The 1,317-nt window shown below is 56.0% G+C and carries 1 protein-coding gene and 1 pseudogene; both read left to right on the top strand.

Annotated features, from left to right (window positions below):
- Positions 1-679 precede the first annotated feature (679 nt).
- A pseudogene (locus I5W_RS06740) lies at positions 680-883 on the top strand (serine acetyltransferase); the annotation flags it as partial.
- Between the two features lie 32 nt (positions 884-915).
- A partial coding sequence (locus I5W_RS06735) for an EAL domain-containing protein (RefSeq protein WP_044528651.1) occupies positions 916-1,317 on the top strand: 402 nt, incomplete at its 3' end.

Genomic DNA, 1,317 nt, shown 5'->3' with positions numbered 1-1,317 from the left:
AGCCGAAGCGGGCCGGAATGACAGCGATACAGCGCATGAACGTCCTCAGGCGCAGGCCACGGCGTATATTGCCGCTGCGGTCGCAGTCTTGAGCCAGTTCGATACGGTAGTGAGGGTCATGGCGTGCTTTCAGAGGAGAGGTTGAGTGCGCTGGATGCGTGCTCATGCTCTCTCCCAGGATGGGCCTCTGGGTGGCATGAGCAGCATCTTGGTTCAATTGTTCAGATCCCGTCCAAGTTCCAGTGAACTTTGAACAATGGGCGGGTGGGCAAGCCCAGTGCATCTGGGTTCTGCAGGTTCGGCATGGCGGCGTTGGCTCTTGTCATGAATCGAAGTCGGCATCCTGCCCCTCATTGCGGCTGGCCAGGCCACTGCGTGAGGAATTGTGATATTTATCGAGGCCAGGTGAACGGAGGCAAGGCTGAACAAAAAGTTCCATTATCTTTTTTGCTGACTGGAAATTTTTCACTGCATTTAATCGCAGTTGCTGGCTTGTTCGACAAATTTATCATATTGTTGCGCTGCACAGTCGCCTTTTTAGCGGAATTCCCCTGCTGAATTGATGCGCCATTTTTATTGTCAGAGAGTGAACATTTCTTCTTTAAAGATGACAAGACGTTAAGATGTCCGCTGATGCTGACAGAATGTCCATGAATAACGTATTTTGAAAGGAAAACCGATGCCGCAGGACCCTGACTGGCAGGCTGATCTGGCGCGCTACAATCTGCGTCGTCCTTTTTTGAAAGAACAATCCATCTGGGCCATCTGGGTCTATCGCTGGGGGCGTCGTATCGAAGCGCGCCCTGCCGGCCTGATGCGCAAACTGCAGAACACCTTGTACTGGCCGCTGTTTCGCCTGACCGAAACCGCTTTCGGAATCAGCTATGGCTGGAGTTCCAGCCCAAGGTAGGTCTGTTGTCGGGGCAGTGCGCCGGGGTCGAAGCCTTGTTGCGCTGGCGTCATCCGGTGCACGGAGTGATCTCTCCAGGGCTGTTCATTCCGCTGGCCGAGAAGAGTGCGCTGATCCGCCAGGTGACCTTGTGGGTGCTGCAGCATGGCATCGAACAGGCCGCCGCCTGGGCGCGCCAGGGGCGGGCCATTCCGGTGGCCATCAATGTCTCGGCGCGCGACTTCGACAATGACGACCTGGTACAGACACTGGCGGTGCAGTTGCGCCGACATCGCCTGCCGGCTGGTCTGATCGAGATCGAGTTCACCGAAAGCGCGATGAGCAAGCATCCCGAAAAGCTTTACAGCAAGATCCAGGAGATCAAGCGCCCTGGGCGTGAAGTCGCCATCGATGATTTCGGTGCGGGC

The organism is Herbaspirillum sp. B65 (assembly GCF_000333555.1).
Classification (GTDB): Bacteria; Pseudomonadota; Gammaproteobacteria; order Burkholderiales; family Burkholderiaceae_D; genus Herbaspirillum; species Herbaspirillum rubrisubalbicans.
The sequence above is the reverse complement of the archived record's forward strand: the minus strand, read 5'-3'. Positions and strand labels throughout refer to the sequence as shown.